Origin of the sequence: Pseudarthrobacter phenanthrenivorans, assembly GCF_000813845.1 — a bacterium.
Taxonomy (GTDB): domain Bacteria; phylum Actinomycetota; class Actinomycetes; order Actinomycetales; family Micrococcaceae; genus Arthrobacter; species Arthrobacter phenanthrenivorans_B.
On the sequence record NZ_JWTB01000066.1, the window covers coordinates 1 to 448 of the forward strand.

Here is a 448-nt window from a genome sequence, read left to right on the forward strand (position 1 = left end):
CACGGACAGGTAATTCTGCCCCTTCGGGTTGTAGATCTTCGCCGTCGGGAAGAACGCGTCCATGCCGAACGTGCGGGCCTCGTCGGGAATGATCGGGGCGATGTGCTTGCCGAAGTTCTTGTCCCGCATCAGGTCCTTCAGGAGCCTGACGAATGCCATGGTGGTGGCCGCCTGCTGCTTCCCGGACCCGCGCTTGGCCACCTCGTAGGACTTCGCATCCGGCAGTACGATTTCGGCGTGCGTGTTCCGGCGTTCCGGGACCGAACCGCCCAGGGCGGCGCGGCGCTCCATCATGTACTTGATTTCGGGTGCGTCATTGCCGGGGTGGTAGTACGGCGGACGGTACGCGTCCTTCTCCAGCTCCTCGTCGGTGACCGGGATCCGCAGGTGGTCGCGGAACTTCTTCAGGTCATCCAGGGTGAGCTTCTTCATCTGGTGGGTCGCGTTG

General features: G+C 63.4%; 1 pseudogene. It reads right to left on the minus strand.

Annotated features, from left to right (window positions below):
- Window positions 1-448: pseudogene (locus tag RM50_RS20050) on the minus strand (pyruvate dehydrogenase (acetyl-transferring), homodimeric type); the annotation flags it as partial.